The sequence below is a fragment of the Lachnoclostridium sp. Marseille-P6806 genome (assembly GCF_900625025.1).
In the GTDB taxonomy this organism is placed as follows: Bacteria; Bacillota; Clostridia; order Lachnospirales; family Lachnospiraceae; genus CAG-791.
This window is the reverse complement of record NZ_LR130585.1, coordinates 35,485-52,556: the sequence shown is the minus strand read 5'-3', so window position 1 is coordinate 52,556 and position 17,072 is coordinate 35,485. Positions and strand designations below refer to the sequence as shown.

Here is a 17,072-nt window from a genome sequence, read left to right as displayed (position 1 = left end):
CTTATTTATATTATATTGACTGCCCTTATTATATTTACCACTCTGCCGACATTGCCTGCATCACATTCTCTCGTGCGCGTTGCGGGCGATGACGTCGAGCTGCTGCTCTCTCGTCAGGTCGATGAACTTGACCGCGTAGCCCGATACACGGATAGTGAAGTTCGCATACTCCGGCTTCTCCGGGTGCTCCATCGCATCTTTCAGCTTCTCCACGCCGAAGACGTTGACGTTGAGGTGATGCGCGCCCTGATCAAAGTAGCCGTCGAGGACACGCGCCAGATTCACCTTGCGCTCCTCCGCGGAATGGCCGAGCGCGCCCGGATTGATGGTCTGCGTGTTGGAGATGCCGTCCAGCGCATACTCGTAAGGGAGCTTCGCCACCGAGTTCAGAGAAGCCAGCAGTCCGTTCTTCTCCGCACCATAGGCCGGGTTCGCGCCGGGAGCGAAGGGCGCATACGCCTCGCGGCCGTCCGGCAGCGCGCCGGTGGCCTTTCCGTAGACCACGTTGGAGGTGATCGTCAGGATCGAGGTCGTCGGCTCGGAATTACGGTAGGTGTGGTGCTTGCGGATCTTGTTCATAAACTCCTTGAGAAGCCATACGGCGATCTCATCCGCGCGCTCGTCGTCGTTGCCGTATCTCGGGAAATCGCCCTCGATCTGGTAATCGGTCACAAGTCCCGACGCGTCGCGGACGGTTTTCACTTTCGCATACTTGATCGCGGACAGGGAATCCACCACATGGGAGAAGCCCGCGATGCCGGTTGCAAAGGTGCGCCGGACATCGGTGTCGATCAGCGCCATCTCGGCCGCCTCGTAGTAATACTTGTCGTGCATGTACTGAATCAGATTCAGGATGTTGACATAGAGGCCGGCGAGCCAGTCGAGCATCAGATCATACTTGTGCATGACCTCGCCGTAATCCAGATACTCCGAGGTGATCGGCGCATACTCCGGTCCCACCTGCATATGATTTCCATTCTTATCGAAGAACTTCTCATCCCTGCCGCCGTTGATCGCGTACAGCAGGCACTTCGCGAGGTTCGCGCGGGCGCCAAAGAACTGCATTTCCTTACCGGTCTGGGTCGCGGAGACGCAGCAGCAGATGCTGTAATCGTCGCCCCATACCGGCTTCATGACATCGTCGTTCTCATACTGCACGGAGCTGGTGTTCACCGAAATCTTCGCCGCATACTGCTTGAAGCTCTCCGGCAGCCGGCTCGAATAGAGCACCGTGAGGTTCGGCTCCGGGGACGGTCCCATGTTTTCCAGCGTGTGAAGAAAGCGGTAGTCATTCCTCGTGACCATGCTGCGGCCGTCCATGCCGATGCCCGCGACCTCCAGCGTCGCCCAGACCGGGTCGCCGGAGAACAGCTGGTTATAGGAGGGAATACGGGCGAATTTCACCATACGGAATTTCAGCACCAGATGATCGATCAGCTCCTGCGCCTCCGCCTCCGTGAGGGTTCCCTCCTTCAGATCTCTCGAAATATAGATGTCAAGGAACGTCGAGATGCGCCCGACGCTCATCGCCGCGCCGTTCTGTGTCTTGATGGCGGCAAGATAGCCGAAATACAGCCACTGCACCGCTTCTTTCGCGTTCTTTGCCGGTCCGGAGATGTCGTATCCGTAGCTCGACGCCATGGCCTTCATCCCCTGCAGGGCGCGGATCTGCTCGGCGATCTCCTCTCTCTGGCGGATGATGTCGTCGGTCATGGTGCCGTCGCCGCAGAACGAGAAGTCCTTTTTCTTTTCTTCCATGAGGAAGTCGATGCCGTACAGCGCGACTCTCCGGTAGTCGCCGACGATGCGGCCGCGGCCGTAGGTGTCGGGGAGGCCGGTTACGATGTGGCTGTGTCTCGCCGCTTTCATCTCCGGCGTATAGGCATCGAAGACCGCCGCGTTGTGGGTCTTGTGATACTCGGTAAAGATCTTGTGGAACTTCTCATTGACCTTGTAGCCATAGGTCTCTGCCGCTTCCTCCGCCATCTTGATGCCGCCGTAGGGCATGAACGCTCTCTTGAGCGGCTTATCGGTCTGAATGCCGACGACCTTTTCCAGATCCTTCATTGACTCGTCGATATAGCCCGGCCCGTATGCGGTAAGGCCGGAGACCACCTCGGTTTCGCACTCGAGGACGCCCCCCCTGGCGCGCTCCTCCTTCTGCAGCTCCTGCAATCTTCCCCAGAGCTTGTCCGTCGCCTCCGTCGGCCCGGCGAGGAAGCTCTCGTCTCCCTCATACGGCTCATAATTTTTCTGAATGAACTCTCTGACGTTTACCTCATCCGTCCACTTATTGCCCTTAAAGCCTCTCCATTCCTCTCTCATCGCGAATACCCTTTCTGTCTGTGCCATGCGCACTGTCTGTATTCCTCCGGCCGTTGTGCGGGCGGTCCGGGGAACGCCCCCGCGGGATATTTCTTTCTCATCTCGCAGAGCCAGTTTATCCGAGTTAGTTATGCAAAACTTTGACTATAATCAATTTTATGAAATTTTATTTTCCACATCACGCCCGTTCTCCCCGCAGGATCCGTTCCGCGTTCGCCACGCGTTCCGGCGCCGGGCTCTCTGTATCGCCCAGCGTATAGGGAATCCCCAGCTTTTCCCACTTGTAGATTCCCAGCGCATGGTACGGAAGAATCTCGATCCTCTGCACGTTGGACAGCGTCTCGATAAAGGCTCTGGTCTGCCGGAGGTATCCATCGTCGTCCGTGATCCCGGGCACCAGCACCTGCCGGATCCATACCGGCTTCCCCATGTCGCTGAGAAGACGGAGCATATCGAGGATATTTTCATTTCCCCAGCCCGTGAGCTTCCGATGCTGAACCGGATCAATATGCTTGATGTCCACCAGCAGAAGATCCGTATTTTCCATCAGCTCCCGGAATTTTGAAAAGAACGGCTCCTCTCTCGTGAACGGCTGTCCCGCCGTGTCGATGCAGGTGCCGATCCCCCGTGCCTTCGCTTTCCGGAAGAGCTCGAGCAGAAAATCCATCTGCAGCAGCGCCTCGCCGCCGCTGACCGTAATGCCTCCGTCACTCCCCCAGTAGCTCCGGTAGCGCTCCGCCTGACCCAGAAGCTCATCCGCGGTCTTCACATTATCCGTCTCGCGCCCCCACGTGTCCACATTGTGGCAGTAAGCGCAGCGCATCATGCAGCCCTGCAGGAAGATCACAAACCGCACACCCGGACCGTCCACCGAGCCGAACGTTTCCAGGGAGTGTATCCTGCCCTTCACTTCATCCATCGGCACCCCTCTCTTTCCTGTTCCCACCGTCGTCTGCTGCTACCATACCGGATTTCCGGCGCGTTTACTTTGACCAGGATCAAAGTTCACGCAAAAAGCCGCTGCATCGAATGAAGTTGTGCCTATATATTGTGCATCATTTGTTCCAAAAACACAATATATTGGCGGCGCCTTTTTTCGATGCAGCGGCATATGCCGCCTGTTCCTCTGTGCAACCCTGTTCCGGACTAGTGATCGAACATATTCCTCAGCCCCTCATAATCAAGGATCTCCCAGCTGCTCTGTCCCTGCTTCCGGATCAGTTTCTCTCTTTCCAGCTCGCCGAGCTTGCGGCTCACCGTCTCCGGCCGCAGATTGACGCTCGCCGCGATATCGTCGAGACGGAGCGTCACGAAGCGGTCCGCACTCCGTTCTTTCCGATACAAAAGAAGCCCCGCAAGACGCGCTTTCGGCTCACTGGTTCCGAGAATCAGATTGCGTTCATTGGCGTCATGGAGCTTGCGGCTCAACATGCCGATCACCTTGAGCGCGATATCCGCATCCCGGATGACCTCCTCAAAATCCCGGCGGTATATCTTGCACACACGGGTTTCCGTGAGGCAGACCGCCGAGTAAGGGTACACACTCCCGTGCAGAAAAATTCCCTCCCAGATGGTGTCATGATCCGAAAAAATTCCGGCGATCTTTTCCCTTCCCTCCCCATCCATCGAGGAGAGTTTCACGCGTCCCCGGAGAATGATAAAGATTCCGTCAACCTCATCCCCCTCCTCGAACAGAAAGCTGTCCTTTTCCAGCGTATAGTGCTGAGAGCGGCGCATCATCGTGAGGTGCTTATCCTCCGGAAGCCCCTGAAGAAATTCCACCTTGTCCGTGCACCGCCCGTGACATTTCTCACAGTCGGCGCAGTCCGCCCCCGTTCCGCTCTGTATGATCGTTTTCACTTCCGAAGTTTTCCGCTCTGATGCCGTCATCGTATCCGTTCCGCTTTCCTGCCGCTCTGCATGCTTCCACGATAACGACATTTTCGGCTCCCGTCAACCGCGCGCCCTCTTCTCAGAACCGGCTACTCCTTGACCGCTCCCGTCGTGAGCCCGCCGATAATATAACGCTGCCCAACAAGATAGACAATGACGACCGGGAGACAGGTCAGAACAATGTCCGCAAAGATATAGTTCCAGTAGCTTTTGTTCTTTCCGAAAAACTGATAGACCGCCATCGTCATCGGGAACAGCCGGCTCTTGCTGGAGAGATAAAGCGGCGTGAGAAAATCACTCCACACTCCCATAAACTGCAGAATAAAGCAGGTGATCAGCGTCGGCTTCATCAGAGGGAAAATGATACGGAAAAACAGGTGGACCGCCCCCGCGCCGTCGATCACCGCCGCCTCGTCCATCTGCACCGGAACCGACTGCACGAAGCTGTATACCGTAAACACGCAGAACGGGATCATCGCGCTGGTGAAAACGAGAATGATGCCAAGCCGCGTATTCGTCAGATGCAGCCATTGAAACAGCCGCACAAGCGTCACATAATTGACCGGAAAGAACAGCCCCGAGAGGATGAAATAATACAGGAAATTATGAAAGCCGGTGCGCCGCCTTGACAGAACAAAGGCTCCCATTGCGCTGAGAAGCACGCCGAGCGACGTTGAGCTCAGCGCGTAGCACAGCGAGCTCGCAAAGCCTTGCGCGAGTCTCCCCTCCCGTATCACAATGAGGTAGTTTTCCCAGAGCCACTCCGCGGGGAGCGCCATGCTCATCCGCGCCGCCTCTCCTCTGGTCTTGAGCGAATTGATAAATACCATGTAAAAGGGGAGCACCACAAACGAGCACAGGAAAAGGCTCACCGCCGTTTTCAGCACAAAACGGATCCGTTTCTTCTTCATGCCGCCTCCGTCTCCCTCCTGCTCATCACGCGGACAACCGCAATCCCCGCCGCCGCCGTGATCACAAGAAGTATGGTGTTCAGCGCTGTGGACATCCCGTACCGGCCGCTGGAATACAACTGGTAGGAATAGGTCGTGATCACTTCTGTCACATGCCCTGGTCCCCCGTTCGTCAGCACATAGACGATATCGAACACCTTGAGCCCGTAGGTGATGCCGAACACCAGATTGATCATGACCGCCCCTTTCATCATCGGCAGGGTCACGTAGCGAAGCTTCTGCCAGAAGTCCGCGCCGTCGATCATGGCCGCCTCATAATAGTCATGCGGGATCGCGTTGAGCCCCGCCAGAAAAATCGTCATGACATAGCCGATGCCGCGCCACGCGTCCACACCGAAGATCGATCCCCACACCACATGGAGATCCGAGAGCCACTTCTGCTTCAGAAAGCCGAGGCCCGCTGCGGTAAGTCCCGCATTCAGCAGCCCGCTCTGATAATTCAGCACGGAGCGGAAAATCAGTCCGATGATGACAAAGGGCAGGATCGAAGGAAGGTACAGAATGGTTCGGTAGATTCCCTTTCCCTTAAGCCCCTCCTGCAGCATAATGGCCAGAAACAGTGCGGGAACGAGCTTCACGATATTGGAGATGACCGTGAAGCGGAGCGTATTGGCGATCCCCTGTCCGTAATTCTCATGGGAAGTAAAAATTTCAAAATAGTTCTGCAGCCCGACAAAATGCAGCCCGTTCACCGCGGTTCTCGAGCCCCAGTCGGTAAAGGAGTAGAATATGCCCATCAGACTGGGAAAGAGAAAAAATGCGATATACAGGGTCAGGGGCAGTGCCGCGAACCACATCGGATACAGCTTTTTCTTATTCATACACGCCCCTGCCCTTTCCGCCAAAGCAATCACTTCCACGCGGGATCGTCCGCCGTCGCCGCCGCTTCTGCACGGCGCGCATCCATGTTGGACAGCACCTCATCCGCTTCCATCGTCCCCTGACAATAGGCCACCATGTCAGCGCCGAAATTCATCCAGTAATCATTAGTATACTTTGTTCCCGTCTGCAGAACAGGCGTCTCCATCTTCGCCTTGTCGACCGACGCCATAAACTCCTCCTCTTCCGGAAGCCAGTGCTGCTCAATCACGGTATTGACATCGAGATTCGTATAGCCGGGCGAATTGTCCAGAATTTCCTGTAGGCTCTCCGGCGTGCAGAGGAACGTGAAGAACGCTCTCACCAGGTCCTCGTGCGGCGTGCTCTTATATCCGAACATCGTAGGCCCCGCCGGATTGGTCGGATAGCAGTCGTTGTCGTTCAGCGGAATCAGGAACAGACCGAACTCGTCGCCGGTCCCCGTGTCCTCTTTGATCTGCTGGATATAGCTCGAGTTTGCCATCGCCATCGCGCAGGTCCTGTCCCCGAACTCGTTGGACATGTTGGTGGAATCCGTGCCGATCCAGTCTTCTCCGAAATAGCCAAGATCCGAGAGTTCCTTGAATTCTTTCAGAACCGTCAGCATCCCCTCGTTGCCCGCAAAGACCGCCTTGTTGCTGTTCAGCGCCTCATAGAGCCCCGGCTGCTGCGCCTCATAGCTCCCTCCGATCTGGAAGAACGCAAGCTGATGCTGCCAGCCGTCCGCCCCCGGCATGAACCACGGCGTGATCCCTGCCTCCGCAATGATCTTGCAGTCCGCTTTCAGCTCCTCATAGGTGGACGGCGTTTTGTTGATCCCCAGCTCCTCAAACAGCGTTTTATTGTACAGCATGACATACTCCGGAGAGTTGTGCCATATCTGCAGCCCGTAAAGCTTCCCGTCGCTGGTGCAGGAGGAGAGCCGTGCTTTCGGCATGACCGCCTCCCATGCCTCCCCTGTGAAGTCGATGCAGTAATTCTCGGGATCCACGATCACCGAGCTGATGGCAAAGGGGTTCGACTGGATCCAGAACACATCCGGACAGGTTCCGTTCGCCAGATCACTCTGCAGAATATCGCTGTACTGGTCGGCGGGAATCGTCTGCAGATCCACCGTCACGCCATACGTTTCCTCAAACCGCGCGATCACGGCGTCATAGCGGCTGTCCATCCAGCCAGCCGACACGAGGATGCTGAGCTCCTCGCCGTCAAACTGTCCCTCATTTGCGACCGCCTCGATCACAACGCCGTCTGCCGGGGCGCTTTCCCCCGCTCCGCCTTCCTTTGCCGGGACTTCCGCATCCTCCTCCGCGCTCTCCGCCGGGGCTTCCGTTTGCGGTGCGCCGCTTTCCGCCTCCCCCGCCGGCGCATTCGCCGCCCCTCCGGAGCCACATCCGGAAAGCAGCGCCGCCGCACACACGTAGCTGAGTATCACTGCCAGCATGTTACGTTTCATAACAATTCTCCCTTCTTCCTTATCGAAGCACTTTGTACGAGGCTGTACGAGACGCGTAATGTGCCGCGCCGCTTCGCGTCTCACGCCGTCCCGCTACGTAACAGCACGTTTCGCTCACGGAGCAAATCAGCGCATCCGCGTGATTTTTCACACTGGCCTCTCATTTTGAGAACTTGATTCTGAAAAGCGTTTTCTCCTGTACCATGAACAGCGTAGCAAAGCGTTTCGCCTGTTTCTATGGATTTTCCCGGACTCCCCCTTGCACTTTTTTGAAAGCTGACAAAAAAACTCTCTGTGCGTTTGTAATTATTCCGCTCCAATGCTATTCTGTCCTTGCATTTACCCCCCTGTTTTGCCCAATGCTCTGCGCAGGGCAGTGCACTGATTCCGTTTTTCTTTCTGCGAGGTATTGGGTCTTATGCTTTTCCGTCTTCTCCAAAAAATTCCAGAGAGTAGTCCCCCGGATTCCAGGGCGGCGGGGAGAGGCTTTGCCGGGAAAAAGGCTCCCAGAAAGCTGCAGTCCAAGCTGTTCGGCTACTATCTCATTGTTCCCTGTGTCTTGCTCGCGGTATTCACTGCGTTTTTCTGGTACCTCGCCTCCACCGTGCTGCTCCGTCAGGCGAGACAGTCTCTGACCACGCTGAACTCCTCTTTCCGGGAGCAGGTGGACAGCGCCCTTTCGGATCTCGACTATGTCTCCGCCACCATCAATTACGTCAATATCCGAAAAGAGGTTCCCGATGAGGCGCTCCGGGACGGCCTCTCTCCCGCAAGCCTGCCCGTCCTCTCCAATCTCTATGCCACCATCAACAGCACGACGCTCCGCGCCGATCAGATCAATTTCTACGATCCGGTCGGGAATACCATACGGATCGGCAAGGTCACAAAGTACGAAAAGCTCGATCCGGACTCCCTTTTTTTCTACGAAGAGACTGCGGAAAGAGACGGCCGCATCCTCATCGGCACGCCCTGTCTTACCGGCCGTTATGCCACCGGCAGCGGCAGTCCTGACTGGTATCTCTCCGTGTATCGGAATTTTTTTGCCTCGCGCAGCGAAAGAAATGCCGGCGTGACCGAGGCGGTCCGGCGCTGCAGTCAGATTTTTCGGAGCGTCCTTTCCTATCAGAGAAAGGATGATTCTTCCGCCTCCGTCTATATCCTCAACACCGACGGCGTCCTCGTCTATCCGTACAATCTATCCTCCGAGGAGCGGGTGCGGATCGAAAAGGCCGCGGCCTCCGTTTCGCTGACCGCCTCCTCTGGGACGCTCACCCGCGACCCCCTGACCGGCAGGCGGGTCCGCTACGCGCAGGAGGTCTCCCCATACAGCGGCTGGACCTATCTGACCGTGCAGCAGGAGAGCATTATTCTGGCGCCGTTTTACCGCGTGCTTTCCTCTCTCGTGTTTCTCCTGATCCTGCTGCTGGCGTTTACGCTTCTGATCACATGGTATGTTTCCCGCTCCATGGTAAAGCCGGTGAAGCATCTGAAGCATATTCTCCAGCGCCTGAGCATCGGGAATCTCGGCGTGGAAAAAACCGATAACTACAACCCGTCCTACGAGGAGCTGGGCGAGCTGTACGCCGAATACCAGAAGATGAGCGAAAAGCTGAAAGTCTCCATGGACGAGCTGCTCGAGGCGCGCCAGCAGGAGCTCAATTCCCGCGCCAGCGCGCTGCAGGCGCAGGTCAATCCGCATTTTTACTACAACACGCTCTCCTGCATCTCCATCCTCTCGGAAAACGGCTGCAACCGGGAAATCGAGAAGCTCTGCCTCGTCCTCGCCCAGTGTATGCGCTATATCTCCGATACCTCAAGCTCCCTCGTCTCTCTGGGGACAGAGCTGGAATATGTCCGAAAATATCTCTACTGCATGAAGGTGCGCTATCAGGACAGTCTCCGGTGCGAAATGGATATCGAGCCCTCTCTGCTGGAGGAATCCATCCCGAGGCTGATCATTCAGCCGCTTGCAGAAAATGCCATCCGCCACGGAACGGACTGTCTTCCCCCCTGGGAGCTGCGCATCCGCGGATTCCGCACGGAAAACGGCTGGATCATCGAAGTGCAGGATTCGGGGAACGGCTTTTCCGAGGCCGCCATCCGGACATTACAGGAAAAAATCAGCGAGCTGGACCGCCGTCAGGGCCTCCCCGATCTCCGGATCGGCGGCCTCGGACTGGTGAGCGTCTATCTTCGCTGGAAAATATGCTGCGGAAACAATGCCGTTTTTGAATTCGGCAACACAGCGGACGGACACGCCTTTGTCCGTCTCGGGAGGCTCGTATAAACCATGAGAAATCAAAACATGAAAAGATCTGACACAGACCCGCAGACGCCCGTCCCCACCGCGGCGCGCTGCCGCGCCGTCTTCGACCGTGTGCCCGGGGCCGTACCCGCCGGGGACTGCGACGTTTCCGGCAACGGCCGCTGGCGCGTATGGCAGTACGCGGGCACAAAAATCGACGCCCCCATACTGGGCAACGGGGATCTCCTCGCCGCGTTCGCCGGCCCCTGCCGTTACCCGCAGTTCTGGGTTTCAACCAATGACTTCTGGCAGATGGAGAGCGCGGCAAACTGGGAGTTCTTCCACGACAATGCCGCCGCCCGCTTTGATCCTCCGGTCTGCCTCGGAAGCCCCCGGCCCATCGGGCGGCTCGTCTTTGATATTCCGGCTCTCGAGAATACATCGTTCCGCGCCGAGCAGGACTTTTTCACCGCTACGACGGCCGCCGTATTCACATGGCCGGACGGCGCCGTTTGCCATATGGATTCCTACGTCGCCGCAACGGAAAATATTCTCATCGTTTCGCTCGTCTCCGAGCGGGAGCTTTCGCTCCGCTATGAGTTCCGTTTTCCGGACGAAACGGGGCTTGGCTGCGATCTCGGCATCGACTTTACCGGACGGAGAGCTTCCTCCTCCGATTCTCTTTCCGGAACGTTCGCCGGGCTCCTCGGCGGCATGCCCCTGCAGGTAAAAAGCGAACGGGACGGCGTGATCTCCGGCTTCCGCGAATTTTCCGATCACACGGATATGACCGTACGGGCCGGCTTTGCCGCGTCCTGTCTCTCCTGCCACAGTCTTTCCATGACGATCCCCGCCGGGGAACGGCGTGTCTTTGTGCTCCCCGTCCGAACGCTGGGACAGGTGTCGCGTCCTCTGGAGTATGCCGAATCCAGAGCACGCTGGATTTCCGCCTCCGACATTGCGGAGCTCCGAGAACAGCACCTTGGCTGGTGGCGTTCCTACTGGTCCGTGTCCGACGTCTCTCTGGATGACCCTGTCATCGAACAAAGATATTATCTGTCACAGTATATGATGGGGAGCCTTTCCCGCAATCCGGACTATCCGCCCGATATCTTCGGCATCTGCACCTTTGACCGCCCTGCGTGGAACGGCAATTACAAAATCAATTACAACCACCAGACCCCCTATCTCGGCCTGCCGGTCTCCGGACATTTTGAACAGGCCGATCCCCATGACGCCCCCTATCTGGATCTGCTGGATATCACCCGTGAAATGTCTCTCCGTCTCCTCGGGCACAGCGGAGCCTACTACCCGCTCGGCCTCGGTCCTCACGGCATGGTCAGCGAGGCGCTGCTTCTCCACATGAAATCGCCGGCGGTGCACGGGGCGCTGAATATGCTGCTGCGCTATTCCCTGACGCTGGATGAAGCCTACGGACGCAGAGTCTATCCTTTTCTCCTCAGCGTTGCGGATTTCTGGGAGCAGGAGCTGGTTCTCCGCGGCGACGGCTATCATATCGTCGGCGACGGCATGCATGAGCGCGTCTCCGCGGATGTCGCCCGGCATGGTCTTCCGGAGGATCCGGTGAACACACTCGGTTATCTGAAAACCTTTTTTACCTCTCTTTCAGAACTCAGCGAGGATCTCGGTCTGGATGAGGCGCGCCGCCCCCGCTGGCGGGACATCGCCGGGCAGCTCGCCCCGTGGCCCGCGGGTACCATCCGGGAAATCGAAAACAATCCGACGCTCTGGGCCGAGGCGGACGTCCCCCTCTCCGAGCTGGTTCCGGAGGAATGGCTGGACCGCCCGGTATTTTACGACGAGGGAAAGGGCGGACGCTGGTCCCTGCATTTCCCGGGCAACATCATGCACATCTATCCCGGGGGTGCGATCGGTCTTTCCTCGAATCCCGAAGAACTGGAAACCGCCCGGAATACCATCCACATCCACTCACTGATGGAAAATGCGCTGGCTAAGCGCCTCCAAAAAGAGCAGCACGCGACGGACGCCTCCGGAATCGTCGGGGATTTCAACGTCCCCGCGGGAGAAGACGCTGATCCCCATTTCTATAAGACCGGCGCATGGAATTCCATGAATCTCAACGCGCTCTTCTTTCCCGCCGCCGTCCGGGTCGGCTATGATCCCGAAATCATCTGGGCCGAGCTGAAGGACCGGCTTGTGCACCGGGGTCTCCCCAACGGCTTTTTCCGCCAGAACCCGCACGGGATCGAGAATCTGAGCCTCGTCCCCGTCACCGTGCAGGAAATGATGCTCCAGAGCCATGACCGGCTGCTCCGCATCTTCCCCGTATGGCCGCGCCGTCAGCATCCCGACGCTGCATTCCGGTGCCTCAGGGCCTGCGGGGCATTCGAGGTCAGCGCGGCGCTCCGGTCGGGCGAAATCGCAGAGGTGAAAATAACCAGCCTAAAAGGCCGCGCTCTCACCCTTGAAAATCCATGGCCCGGCCGCCGCATCCGCGCCGTTTGTGAGCAGACCGGCGCCGAACGCCTGTCCGACGGCGCGATATTCCGCACAGACACCTTTGCCGGCGAAACGCTCCTCCTTACGCCGGCTCCTCCCGGAAAGGAATGACCGTATGCCGTATTCCGTCATTATTGCAGAGGACGAGCCGCTCCTCCTCGAAAATCTCGCAAAGAAAATCGACGCCTCCGACACGGATTTCCATGTCGTCGGGAAGGCGCAGACCGGCGTGCAGGCGCTTGCGCTCATAGAGCAGAACGCTCCCGATCTGCTTGTCACCGACATCCGCATGCCGGTCATGTCCGGTCTTGAGCTCATCGAAAAGATCCGGGACACGCACCCCGACCTCGACTGCATCGTCGTCAGCGGCTACTCCGATTTCGAATATGCGCGGACCGCACTCCACTATCAGGTGCTGGAATATCTGCTCAAGCCCATCGATCAGGATGCGCTCCTCGCCGCCCTGCACCGCCTGCAGGAGCGGAATCTGGCGCGGCAGCACGAGATGGCGCAGGCCTTTTCCCGCTCCGTTTCCGCAAAACCTCCGGAGCAGATCGCCGCGCTTCTCCGGGAATATCTTTGCGCTCATTTCCATGAGGATGTCAACTTCAACCTCATCGCCGCACAGATGAATTACAGCGCGAGCTACCTGACCAAAATTTTCGATCAGCAGTATGGAACCACGCCGGGCCATTTTCTGATTCTGCTTCGGATCCGAAAAGCAAAACAGCTCCTCGCAAACCATCCGGAAATCAATATCCGTCAGGTCGGAGAAGCTGTCGGTTATCCCGAGCAGGCCTATTTTTCCCGCATATTCAAAAAACAGACCGGCCTTTCCCCTCTGGAATACCGGGAAGCTCTTTCCTCATAGCTTTTTCACAGCGGCGAAAGCGAATTCCCGCGCTCCGGAGCAGAGAGCTTCACGGCCAGCGCGCGGCCGTCATAGATCTCATCTCTGATATACGTATTCACAAGATACAGCTTTACCGTCACCTCACTCCTCATGCCGGGGTACGAGCCGCTGCGTTCTCCCATGAGAAGCGTCCCCGTCTCCTCCGTCCACGTGAGAGGGATCTGTGCATAGGCTCCGCTTTCGTACCGGTATCCGTCCCCCTCATCCTCGTACAGCAGAAAGCTCCCGTTTTTTCCGGGAAATACATGGATTTCGAGCGGCGCGGCAGCCCCGTCGTCGGCATACTGCAGCCCCTCCTTCTCCGGGAGAATCGTCCCCTCCGGAGCAAAGAGCGGAATCCGGTCCAGCGGCGCGGCAGCCATGACCGTCTGCCCGCCCTCATAGCGCCGGCCCGTCCGGAAATCGTACCAGCCCCCGCCGTCCGGCGATTTCGGAAGATAGCACTCCCTCGCCTTTTCCCTCTCCTCCGGCAGAGGGCGCGGTGTGATCTCTCTTCCCTCCGCGGGAAGCTCCGCCGGCAGATAATACATCGGCTCCGTCACCGGGCAGACAAGAAGTCCCCGGCCGAACATGAACTCATCCTCTGTCCCGCAGGCGCGCCGGTCCTCCGGAAAGTCAAACAGAAGGGCCCGCATCATCGTAAAGTCCGACTGCCGGACGGCGCCGGCCAGAGAATAAATATAGGGAAGCAGGCGGTAGCGCAGACGGATCGTCTCCGCGATGGCATCATAGAAAAGCCCGCCCGGTTCGCCGAAATTCCAGATTTCCCGCGGCACATCCGTCCCGTGCGATCGGAACACCGGCAGGAAGCAGGCAAGCTCCAGAAAGCGGACATAGTATTCCCTGTACGCAGGGTCTTCGATCCCGTTCTCGAAGCTCCCTCTCCAGAACCACTTCATCGAGGAATCCCCGCTGCAGCCGCAGCCGCGGGCTTTCCAGTTCCGGTTTACGACAAAAAAGGCTCCCGCATCCAGCGTCCACCACGGATAGCCGGAAAGGCCCATGGAAAGCCCCTCTACAATCTGCTGCCGCAGCGTCTCCCATGTCGCCGCCGTGTCGCCGGACCACAAAAGCGCGCCGTACTGCTGCCCGGAGGCATAGCCCGACCGCGTGAGATTCAGCACGCGCTTTTCCCGCGTCTCCTTTCTCTGATTCTCATACATCCCCTTTGCGTGCGCGAGCGCAAACAGATTGGCCCTCTCCCGGGGCAGGTAGCGGATATGTTCTGCTCCCACCAGCTTGTAGCGCTCCTTTTCATCCCGCTTTTCCTCTCCGCTCCAGTCCGGCCCGGAAAAGGGCTCGGTCGAATCGCACCACCACGCGTCAAAGCCGCGGTCAAACAGTCCCCGCTTCGCCTGCTGCCAGTAGATTTCCCGCGCCCTCTCGTCAAACGCGTCGTAGGTCGAGAGATCATTCAGTATTTTCCCCTCCGCAGACAGCTCCCGGTAGTCCTCCGCCGTCTGATTCATATTCGGCCAGACGGATACCATCGCGTGGACATGCATACCGCGGAGCTCCGCCGCACGCGCCTCCATATCCGCATAACGGGCGGGGTCGAGCCTTTTCTCTCCCCACTGGCCCGGCCGCCACGAATTCCAGTCCTGCACAACGCCGTCCAGCGGAATTTCCCGACGCCGGTACTCTGCCGCCACCCCGGCGAGCTCCGCCGCGCTGTAATACTGCTCCTTGGACTGGATATAGCCGAACGCCCACCGGGGGAGCAGCGCCGCTCTACCGGTGAGATAACGGAATCCCTCGACGATGCGGTCCGCGGACGGACCGAAAATCAGATAATAGTCGAGGTACGGGACGCAGTCGAGCGTGAGGCGCCCGCCCTCCTCCGTCTCCTCATAGACCATCAGTCCGCCGCAGTTCACCAGCACGCCGTAGCCGCGGCTCGACAGAAAGCAGGGCATGGGAATGCGCATATTGTGCTGATAGAGATAGGTCGTGTGATGCCGCTTATCCAGAATCCCGTCCTCTCCCTGCCCGAAGCCGAAAATCCTCTCGTCCTCGCCAAAATAAAAATCCAATGCCGCGCGATATGCCCGGTGATCCTCCACGCATTTCAGATTCCGGACAAAGCTCCGCTCCCCATCCACCGTTTTTACCCGGTCAACCACAGGCTCTCCGCCCTCCGCCGTGTAGACACAGACCGGTATCTCCTCCAGCGTTTTTCCTTTTTCCGCAAGAAGCGTCCCGCCCTCCGCCGTGCAGAAGCGAAGCGCTCCGTCCTCATCCGCCGAAGCAAGGAGCTCCATCTCCCCCTCCCAGACGGAGAGCTCCTGCCGGATGAAATCCGATGCGATTCTCTCCGGCAGCGGCGACAGTCCCGCCGATATATGCAGAATATTACTGCGCGCCACCTCAAGCCTCAGGTGCATGCCGCTTCTCGTTATTTTCTCCATCACGATAAACCGTACCTCCCGAACACAGATCCTGCTCCGGCGCAAGATACGCCTCCAGCCGGTCCAGCTCCTCCATATGCGCCCCGTCCGCCGCCATCCGGAAGAACGGATCCCCCAGACAGCCTTTCAGCACATAGCGCTCCGACTCCAGCTTAAAGAACGGTCTGCGGAGCGACGAAAGAAACAAAAACGATCCGCCGAAGCCGCGGATGCGCCGGATAAACGCCTCGTCCATCGGCCCGTCCAGCAGAAAATCACAGGCATACCAGCCGGATTCGGCGCAGCGCTCGCGCGAAGGCGCTCTGTCCCGTATCTTCATAACCCTCTCCATCCCCGATCCATTTTCAGCGAGCCGCACGCCGGGCCTCTGCGATCTCCCGCAGCGCGGCAAGAAGCGCATCCAGCTCCGCACGCTCCGTGAGCGCGCTGATACTCACGCGGACGGTTCCCCCCGGCCCGCTCCCGATCCGCTCGTGAATAAGGGGCGCGCAGTGGAGTCCCGCACGGACGGCGATGCCATAGCCGTTTTGCAGCACATAGGCCGTATCCGCCGCTTCCATATCCGTCAGATTGAAGGAAAGCACCGGTCCCCGGCAGAGCGCCCGCGAGCCATACACGGCGATCCCCGGAATCTCCTGAAGCTCCCGGGAAAGATACTCCATCTCCTCTCTCTCCCGCGCCGCAATCCGGGCCGGTTCCTCCTCCAGAACAAATTCCGTCCCGGCCCGCAGCGCCGCAATACCGATGCCGTTCTGCGTCCCGACCTCGTACTCATAATCCCCGTCATAGACGAGCTGGCGGGAATTCCGCCCCGTCCCGCCATAGAGAAGAGGGCGGAGCGGGATTCCCCTTTTCAGATAGTAGCCGCCGGTTCCCTGCACGCCGAACAGCCCCTTATGCCCCGTAAAGATCAGCGCGTCGACGTCTGCCCGCGCCGCGTCGATTTCCATGCAGCCTGCGCTCTGAGAGCAGTCCGCCAGAAGCAGCGCCCCCCTCTCATGCGCTATCCGCGCCGCCTCGCCAAGATTCTGCACCGCCCCCGTGACATTGCTGCAGTGATTCAGAATCACCGCGTCGGTTCCCTCCGTCACGGCGTCCGCCAGCGCCTCCATCACAAGCTCCCCCGAGCTCCCGCAGGGCACGATGCGGAGCCCCTCTGCAAAGCGCGGCAGGTTATACAGCGGCCGGAGCACGCTGTTGTGTTCCGTGGCTGTCGTGACGATGCGGCAGACCTTTTTCTCCGGAAAAAGGCCGTAGAGAAGCCGGTTCGCCGCATCCGTCGCTCCGGAAGTGAAAAAGATCCGTTCCTCGGGCGCCGTCTCCGCGCTCGGCTCCCCGTACAATCCCAGAATGCGGGCCATGTTCTTCCGGCACTGTGAAAACAGCTCATCCGGAGCGCCTCCCCCTCCTCCGCGGTACTGCCCCGGCGGCGGCAGACGCAAAGCCGCAGCGAGCGCCTCCTGCACTCTCTGCGGCTTTGGATATGTGGTTGCTGCCTGATTCAGATAAATCATCGCGAGCG

12 protein-coding genes are annotated in these 17,072 nt (G+C 58.6%); 3 read left to right on the top strand and 9 right to left on the bottom strand.

What is annotated here, in order from left to right:
- Positions 1–60 precede the first annotated feature (60 nt).
- From pflB to E0E20_RS11790, 6 genes are all read right to left on the bottom strand, one after another.
- On the bottom strand, positions 61–2,325 hold the full coding sequence (gene pflB, locus E0E20_RS11815) for a formate C-acetyltransferase (protein ID WP_130838426.1): 2,265 nt from the start codon (positions 2,323–2,325) through the stop codon (positions 61–63).
- Positions 2,326–2,503: 178 nt separating this feature from the next.
- Entirely contained in the window at positions 2,504–3,244 is a 741-nt protein-coding gene (gene pflA / locus E0E20_RS11810) for a pyruvate formate-lyase-activating protein (protein ID WP_130838394.1), read from the bottom strand.
- Positions 3,245–3,471: 227 nt separating this feature from the next.
- Positions 3,472–4,266 carry a Crp/Fnr family transcriptional regulator gene (locus tag E0E20_RS11805; protein WP_242622779.1) on the bottom strand — a complete coding sequence of 265 codons (795 nt, stop codon included), beginning with the start codon at positions 4,264–4,266 and terminating at the stop codon, positions 3,472–3,474.
- Between the two features lie 41 nt (positions 4,267–4,307).
- Entirely contained in the window at positions 4,308–5,129 is an 822-nt protein-coding gene (locus E0E20_RS11800) for a carbohydrate ABC transporter permease (RefSeq protein ID WP_130838393.1), read from the bottom strand.
- On the bottom strand, positions 5,126–6,010 hold the full coding sequence (locus tag E0E20_RS11795; RefSeq protein WP_242622778.1) for a carbohydrate ABC transporter permease: 885 nt from the start codon (positions 6,008–6,010) through the stop codon (positions 5,126–5,128). Before E0E20_RS11795 ends, E0E20_RS11800 begins: the two co-directional genes overlap by 4 nt.
- A 29-nt stretch (positions 6,011–6,039) precedes the next feature.
- Positions 6,040–7,503 carry an ABC transporter substrate-binding protein gene (locus E0E20_RS11790; RefSeq protein WP_130838392.1) on the bottom strand — a complete coding sequence of 488 codons (1,464 nt, stop codon included), beginning with the start codon at positions 7,501–7,503 and terminating at the stop codon, positions 6,040–6,042.
- Positions 7,504–7,921: 418 nt separating this feature from the next.
- Between E0E20_RS11790 and E0E20_RS11785 the strand changes: the two genes are divergently transcribed.
- Genes E0E20_RS11785 through E0E20_RS11775 form a run of 3 tightly spaced genes read left to right on the top strand, consistent with a single transcriptional unit; the run spans position 7,922 to position 13,100 of the window.
- On the top strand, positions 7,922–9,790 hold the full coding sequence (locus tag E0E20_RS11785) for a cache domain-containing sensor histidine kinase (protein ID WP_130838391.1): 1,869 nt from the start codon (positions 7,922–7,924) through the stop codon (positions 9,788–9,790).
- Between the two features lie 18 nt (positions 9,791–9,808).
- Positions 9,809–12,340, top strand: coding sequence for a glycosyl hydrolase family 95 catalytic domain-containing protein (locus E0E20_RS11780; protein WP_130838390.1), 2,532 nt, complete (start codon positions 9,809–9,811; stop codon positions 12,338–12,340).
- A gap of 4 nt (positions 12,341–12,344) precedes the next feature.
- Positions 12,345–13,100, top strand: a complete 756-nt coding sequence (locus tag E0E20_RS11775; RefSeq protein ID WP_130838389.1) for a response regulator transcription factor — start codon at positions 12,345–12,347, stop codon at positions 13,098–13,100.
- A 5-nt stretch (positions 13,101–13,105) separates the two neighbouring features.
- On the opposite strand, the gene E0E20_RS11770 is transcribed toward E0E20_RS11775, so the two are convergent.
- The 3 genes from E0E20_RS11770 to E0E20_RS11760 are packed head-to-tail and all read right to left on the bottom strand — an operon-like array spanning position 13,106 to position 17,064.
- Positions 13,106–15,550: a glycoside hydrolase family 31 protein gene (locus E0E20_RS11770; RefSeq protein WP_242622782.1), complete on the bottom strand. Its 2,445-nt coding sequence runs from the start codon at positions 15,548–15,550 to the stop codon at positions 13,106–13,108.
- On the bottom strand, positions 15,510–15,869 hold the full coding sequence (locus E0E20_RS11765) for a hypothetical protein (protein ID WP_207302874.1): 360 nt from the start codon (positions 15,867–15,869) through the stop codon (positions 15,510–15,512). Before E0E20_RS11765 ends, E0E20_RS11770 begins: the two co-directional genes overlap by 41 nt.
- Positions 15,870–15,894: 25 nt before the next feature.
- On the bottom strand, positions 15,895–17,064 hold the full coding sequence (locus tag E0E20_RS11760; protein ID WP_130838387.1) for an aminotransferase class V-fold PLP-dependent enzyme: 1,170 nt from the start codon (positions 17,062–17,064) through the stop codon (positions 15,895–15,897).
- Between the last annotated feature and the right edge of the window lie 8 nt (positions 17,065–17,072).

Excerpts from the sequence above, each read along its gene's own strand:
- E0E20_RS11785 (WP_130838391.1), top strand. The coding sequence starts at position 7,922 with ATGCTTTTCCGTCTTCTCCAAAAAATTCCAGAGAGTAGTCCCCCGGAT.
- E0E20_RS11795 (WP_242622778.1), bottom strand. The coding sequence starts at position 6,010 with ATGAATAAGAAAAAGCTGTATCCGATGTGGTTCGCGGCACTGCCCCTG.
- E0E20_RS11760 (WP_130838387.1), bottom strand. The coding sequence starts at position 17,064 with ATGATTTATCTGAATCAGGCAGCAACCACATATCCAAAGCCGCAGAGA.
- E0E20_RS11800 (WP_130838393.1), bottom strand. The coding sequence starts at position 5,129 with ATGAAGAAGAAACGGATCCGTTTTGTGCTGAAAACGGCGGTGAGCCTT.
- pflB (WP_130838426.1), bottom strand. The coding sequence starts at position 2,325 with ATGAGAGAGGAATGGAGAGGCTTTAAGGGCAATAAGTGGACGGATGAG.
- E0E20_RS11780 (WP_130838390.1), top strand. The coding sequence starts at position 9,809 with ATGAAAAGATCTGACACAGACCCGCAGACGCCCGTCCCCACCGCGGCG.
- E0E20_RS11765 (WP_207302874.1), bottom strand. The coding sequence starts at position 15,869 with ATGAAGATACGGGACAGAGCGCCTTCGCGCGAGCGCTGCGCCGAATCC.
- E0E20_RS11775 (WP_130838389.1), top strand. The coding sequence starts at position 12,345 with ATGCCGTATTCCGTCATTATTGCAGAGGACGAGCCGCTCCTCCTCGAA.
- E0E20_RS11770 (WP_242622782.1), bottom strand. The coding sequence starts at position 15,550 with ATGGAGAAAATAACGAGAAGCGGCATGCACCTGAGGCTTGAGGTGGCG.
- pflA (WP_130838394.1), bottom strand. The coding sequence starts at position 3,244 with ATGGATGAAGTGAAGGGCAGGATACACTCCCTGGAAACGTTCGGCTCG.
- E0E20_RS11805 (WP_242622779.1), bottom strand. The coding sequence starts at position 4,266 with ATGTCGTTATCGTGGAAGCATGCAGAGCGGCAGGAAAGCGGAACGGAT.
- E0E20_RS11790 (WP_130838392.1), bottom strand. The coding sequence starts at position 7,503 with ATGAAACGTAACATGCTGGCAGTGATACTCAGCTACGTGTGTGCGGCG.